Source organism: Citrobacter sp. (assembly GCF_050252275.1).
Lineage (GTDB): Bacteria > Pseudomonadota > Gammaproteobacteria > Enterobacterales > Enterobacteriaceae > Citrobacter_A > Citrobacter_A amalonaticus.
This window is the reverse complement of record NZ_JBFWLF010000309.1, coordinates 1-5,245: the sequence shown is the minus strand read 5'-3', so window position 1 is coordinate 5,245 and position 5,245 is coordinate 1. Positions and strand designations below refer to the sequence as shown.

The following is a 5,245-nucleotide window of genomic DNA, read 5'->3' as shown; positions in this document are numbered from 1 at the left end:
GCTGAATAGTAGAAATATAGCTGTGCCATCGGCTACAGACCCTCACCAAAGTGAAATAAAGACGGGGCGCAGTGTAGCATAATTTCAATCGTTATCGGTGCCAGGTTCTGTTCTCGTTGGCTATATCCTCCGCCTCCCTCTCCCGGCGCGAGAAAAATCTGTAGGGCCGAATGTACGGAAAATACGAATTAACAATTGAACAAACAATGCGCGGCGGCTCCCATTCTTGTCGTAATGTGCGTTTGATATTCATCAACGCTGCTTATCAACACTGACCTAATGGAAACCCTGAACTTATTGTTACTGTTCTACATAACTGTTGCGAAGTAATAGACTGTGCCCATCAACAAAACTAATACAAAAGGTTGAAATCACTACAATGAACGTCTATTTCATCATGTGAAAATGTGACCTGAATCCGGATGTTCTCGCCTGAAAAAAGGAGTAACCGCTCAGCCAATAAGCCTTTTTTTGTGCGTTCCTTCAAGAAAAATTTAAGTTCGGATATTTATTGCAGGCAAAAAATAAAGGGCAATTTTGAATTCCTTACATTCCTGGCTATTGCACATCTGAATTTAACGCTCTATTATTAGCTCAACAAACCACCCCCAATATAAGTTTGAGATTACTACAATGAGCGAAGCACTTAAAATTCTGAACAACATCCGTACTCTTCGTGCGCAGGCAAGAGAATGTACCCTTGAGACGCTGGAAGAAATGCTGGAAAAATTAGAAGTTGTTGTTAACGAACGTCGTGAAGAAGAAAGCGCGGCAGCCGCTGAAGTTGAAGAGCGTACTCGTAAACTGCAACAATATCGTGAAATGCTGATTGCTGACGGTATTGATCCGAATGAACTGCTGAATAGCATGGCGGCGGTTAAATCCGGCACCAAAGCTAAACGTGCAGCTCGTCCGGCTAAATATAGCTACGTTGACGAAAACGGTGAAACTAAAACCTGGACTGGTCAGGGTCGTACTCCGGCAGTGATCAAGAAAGCAATGGAAGAGCAAGGTAAACAACTGGACGATTTCCTGAACAAGGAATAATCTGTAATCTCCTTGCTTAAAATCCCGCGCTCTGCGGGATATATTATGCCTGCAATCTGCCGATTTCTCATCAAGCGTTGGAATAAAAAAACGGCGCTGGATGTCAGCGCCGTCTCAGTTCGTTAATTATAACGTCTGGTTACTTTTTAATACCCATCTCTTCTTCGAGCCAGGCCTTAAATTCGCTACCAAGCGAATTATGTCGAATGCCATATTCCACAAACGCCTGCATATAACCTAATTTATTGCCGCAGTCGTGGCTCTTTCCTTTCATATGGTAGGCTTCAACAGTCTCTTTTTCGATCAGCATGTCAATCGCGTCAGTCAACTGAATTTCGTCACCCGCGCCTGGAGGGGTTTTCGCCAGCAGAGGCCAGATGTCCGCGCTCAACACGTAGCGGCCAACAATCGCCAGGTTTGACGGGGCGACATCGGCTTTCGGTTTCTCCACAACGCCCACCATTGGCACGCTCTCACCTGGTGCCAGCGGTACGCCTTTACAGTCAACCACACCGTATGCGGTCACATCCGCGACCGGTTCAACCATAATCTGGCTATTTCCGGTTTCATCAAATCGACGGATCATTTCAGCCAGATTATCCTGGGATAAATCGGACTCAAACTCATCAAGAATAACGTCAGGCAAAATAACCGCGACAGGTTCATTACCAACCACGGGATGGGCGCACAATACCGCATGGCCCAGGCCTTTTGCCAGCCCCTGACGAACCTGCATTATCGTGACGTGCGGCGGACAAATAGACTGAACTTCTTCGAGTAGCTGGCGCTTAACGCGTTTTTCCAGCATCGCTTCCAGTTCGAAACTGGTATCGAAGTGGTTTTCGATCGAATTTTTCGAGGAGTGCGTCACCAGTACAATTTCAGTGATGCCCGCAGCAATACACTCGTTTACGACATACTGAATTAATGGCTTATCAACCAGCGGCAACATCTCTTTCGGGATCGCTTTCGTCGCCGGTAACATCCTGGTTCCTAATCCCGCTACCGGGATAACGGCTTTTTTGACTTTCGTGTTAATGGCAGCCATTTAAATTCTCCTGGACTGTTCATGTATTGAACGTGTTCATCAATCTGTATCGCATCGAGTATATCAGGACTGATACAAGCCTCAGGTCCGAAAAGGATGCGTGTTCGTATAATTAAGATAAATACGTATAAGACTGGCGCAGATAGTAACACCCGCAGAGAAAGGCAGATACGTCAATTTGCATCCGCCCTCTCGATTGTTCATTCCGCAGACAACATAAGACGTAGCCGACCTCCTGCCCCCCAAATTTGACACTGCCAGGCGTCGCAGCGTTGGCTAATTTGGTTAAGGTAAGTATTACCCAACGTTCCCAGTGGAACGCCGTTACTGATCTGCACATTATGCAATCCGGTATTTAATGTCGCATTGAGTCCGGCAGAAACCAGAATCAGATTTTTAAGCTCACTGTGATAATAGCCAACTAATAGCGGAAACTGTCCGGGTAAATTGGCCTGGCGAAGCAGATGGTTGACCTGTTTCAATAATGCCCCCAGTTCCGGCAGACGCTGATTCTGATGTGCAAGTTGATCCTGTAACAGACCATTAAATAACGCCCGCAGGAGTAACGCCGCCAGTACACCGTTGTCGCCAGCCCGGGTAACGTCCAGACAATAAAATGCGAGATCGTTATCCGAAAGTGGCGCGATATCCAGTACCAGTCCAGGCTTATCCGCCGAAACCAGTTGTCGGTAATTGACCCGGCAATGCGAAATAATCTGCTGCACCGGAGGTTGAAGTTCCTGAAGTAATTTTGCGGCGGCGGCAGGATTATCCACCATCGCATCCCAGTCGCGAAACAGGCGCTCTTCTTCTTCAACCCGGGAATTAAACATATTCGGATACAGGCAGGCAAACACCGTTTCCCGCAGTCGGGTCAGGTCTTTCACCGGCTTCAGCAGGACGTCATCTACGCCAAGACGTAAAGCTTTGGCAATATCCGCCATATTTTCTGTCGCCGAGATCACCAGAATCGGCGTCTGGTCACCGCGATTACGCAAATGCTCCACCAGACTGAGGCCGTTCATTCTTGGCATTGCAAGATCGCAAATCATGAGATCGGGTGTGAAATCAGCTAAACGGTCCAGTGCTTCTATGCCATCGGCCGCCAGTGCTGTTGTCGCTCCCAAAGAGGAAAACCACGAATCCAGAAGCGAGCGGAAAACCGGCTCGTCCTCAACGATTAGAATCTGTTTTCCGACCAATGGCTGCGTCATGTTCTCTCCCCTGACTGGCTTTACTCAATAGTGGCATGCTATTGCCACACACGCCTGTCAGAATATGCTTAAGTGTAGTTAAAAATGGTGCGTCAAACGCCGGCACGCACCAGAGGTAAAAGCTCGTCCATCTTTTTCTCTACCGCTAATCGCCCTGCTTCTATGGCAGAGCTGGCGCGATGAAAATCCAGGGTGGAGATTTGTGGACAGAACGGTTGAATTAAGATATCCGGCGGGTCGCCCGCCATGCGATTACGCTTGAGACGATTTTCCAGCACCTGAATCGAGGTGGTCATGATTTCCATCGCGGTTGGCGCTGTCACCACACGGCGGGCGGTAATATTGCCCAGCCGTTCTTTCAGGCGCGCATGCCAGGAAAGTCCGTCATTATCCCCCTCCGGGCTGTCATCGCTGACGTTCAATGACAACAGATCCTGCTGCATCAAATGCGCGTCATGTTGCAGATCGACGGCAATCACAATATCCGCGCCCAGCGCGCGGGTCAGTGAGATGGGAACCGGATTAACGACGCCGCCGTCCACCAGCCAGTAGCCATTGTGAGCGACGGGCGACATCAGGCCGGGAATACTACAGGAGGCGCGAACGGCAAGATGGAGATCGCCCTCCGTAAACCATAATTCACGCCCCGTGCTGAGATTGGTCGCCACCGTCGCAAACCGACGGCTGCACTGTTCAATTTCAGCCACGGGCATGACGTTGCGATATTGATTAAAGACGCGCTCGCCGCGCAACAGTCCGCCTCGACGCCAGGAGAGATCCATCAGACGCAGGACATCCCAATAGCTGAACGAGCAGACCCACTCTTCAAGCGCGGGCAATTTGTTACAGGCGTAGGCGGCACCAACCAGCGAACCGATGGAGCACCCAGCGACGATATCAACATCAATGCCCATGTGTTTGAGGGCTTTGATGACACCAATATGGGACCAGCCTCGCGCAGCACCTGAGCCCAGCGCCAGACCTATTTTCATTTTTCTCATTTGACCGACAAACTTCCCCTGGCTTACGGGCGTAGCAACATCTCCAACGCTCAGTTAACATAGTGCTACCCAGGCTTTTTTATACGCCGTTTTTTTATCAGGGAGTTTTTTGTGTCTCAGCTTTGTCCCTGTGGTAGCGCAGTCGAGTATAGCCTATGTTGCCACCGATATCTGTCTGGCGAGCAAGTCGCACCCGATCCATTGCACCTCATGCGTTCGCGCTACTGCGCTTTTGTGATGAAAGACGCAGATTATTTGATCAGGACCTGGCATTCGGCCTGTCACGCGGCCCGTTTCCGGGATGAGATCAGTGCCGGATTTGCCACAACTGAATGGCTGGGGCTGACCGTTTTCGAACACACCGTGTCTGAGGCGGACAACACCGGTTACGTCAGTTTTGTCGCCCGTTTTCGCGAACACGAAAAACCAGGGGCGATCATTGAACGTTCTCGTTTTTTAAAAGAAAACGGTCAGTGGTACTATATCGATGGTACACGCCCGCAATTTGGACGCAACGACCCCTGCCCTTGTGGCTCAGGTAAAATATTTAAAAAATGCTGCGGCTAGTCAATTGCCCGACAGTATTCACTCAGCAAACATCATCAACAGGATTACCGCTGCAATGCATTCTTTACAACGAAAAGTGCTTCGTACCATCTGCCCTGACCAGAAGGGGCTTATCGCGCGTATTACGAATATTTGCTACAAACATGAACTGAATATCGTGCAGAACAATGAGTTTGTAGACCACCGCACCGGTCGTTTTTTCATGCGCACCGAACTGGAAGGCATTTTTAACGACGCCACGCTGCTGGCCGATCTGGATATCGCCTTACCGGAAGGCTCCATTCGCGAGTTGAATCCTGCCGGGCGCCGTCGCGTGGTGATTCTGGTCACCAAAGAAGCGCATTGTCTGGGCGATCTGTTAATGAAAG

Annotated in this window: 6 protein-coding genes; 3 read left to right on the top strand and 3 right to left on the bottom strand. The window is 49.5% G+C overall.

Features of this window, described 5'->3' with window-relative positions:
- The first annotated feature begins 633 nt into the window (after positions 1-633).
- Positions 634-1,047, top strand: a complete 414-nt coding sequence (gene hns / locus AB7E14_RS20145; RefSeq protein ID WP_428169855.1) for a histone-like nucleoid-structuring protein H-NS — start codon at positions 634-636, stop codon at positions 1,045-1,047.
- A 139-nt stretch (positions 1,048-1,186) separates the two neighbouring features.
- Here the strand turns inward: hns and galU are convergent, their stop codons facing one another.
- From galU to rssA, 3 genes are all read right to left on the bottom strand, one after another.
- Positions 1,187-2,095 (bottom strand): UTP--glucose-1-phosphate uridylyltransferase GalU, encoded by a 909-nt coding sequence (gene galU / locus AB7E14_RS20140; protein WP_043000503.1) that lies wholly within the window; start codon positions 2,093-2,095, stop codon positions 1,187-1,189.
- A 200-nt stretch (positions 2,096-2,295) separates the two neighbouring features.
- Entirely contained in the window at positions 2,296-3,309 is a 1,014-nt protein-coding gene (gene rssB, locus AB7E14_RS20135) for a two-component system response regulator RssB (RefSeq protein WP_043000502.1), read from the bottom strand.
- Between the two features lie 92 nt (positions 3,310-3,401).
- Complete coding sequence (rssA, locus tag AB7E14_RS20130; RefSeq protein WP_043000501.1) at positions 3,402-4,310, bottom strand: patatin-like phospholipase RssA; 909 nt, start codon at positions 4,308-4,310, stop codon at positions 3,402-3,404.
- Positions 4,311-4,421: 111 nt separating this feature from the next.
- Here rssA and AB7E14_RS20125 point away from each other — a divergent pair, with 111 nt between their 5' ends.
- Positions 4,422-4,877, top strand: coding sequence for a YchJ family protein (locus AB7E14_RS20125; protein ID WP_428169854.1), 456 nt, complete (start codon positions 4,422-4,424; stop codon positions 4,875-4,877).
- Between the two features lie 55 nt (positions 4,878-4,932).
- Positions 4,933-5,245, top strand: a 313-nt coding sequence (locus AB7E14_RS20120) for an ACT domain-containing protein (RefSeq protein WP_428169853.1), incomplete at its 3' end; no start/stop codon positions are given.

What these genes read in the sequence shown, in the direction of transcription:
- hns (WP_428169855.1), top strand. Translation starts at nt 634, where the DNA reads ATGAGCGAAGCACTTAAAATTCTGAACAACATCCGTACTCTTCGTGCG.
- galU (WP_043000503.1), bottom strand. Translation starts at nt 2,095, where the DNA reads ATGGCTGCCATTAACACGAAAGTCAAAAAAGCCGTTATCCCGGTAGCG.
- rssB (WP_043000502.1), bottom strand. Translation starts at nt 3,309, where the DNA reads ATGACGCAGCCATTGGTCGGAAAACAGATTCTAATCGTTGAGGACGAG.
- rssA (WP_043000501.1), bottom strand. Translation starts at nt 4,310, where the DNA reads ATGAGAAAAATGAAAATAGGTCTGGCGCTGGGCTCAGGTGCTGCGCGA.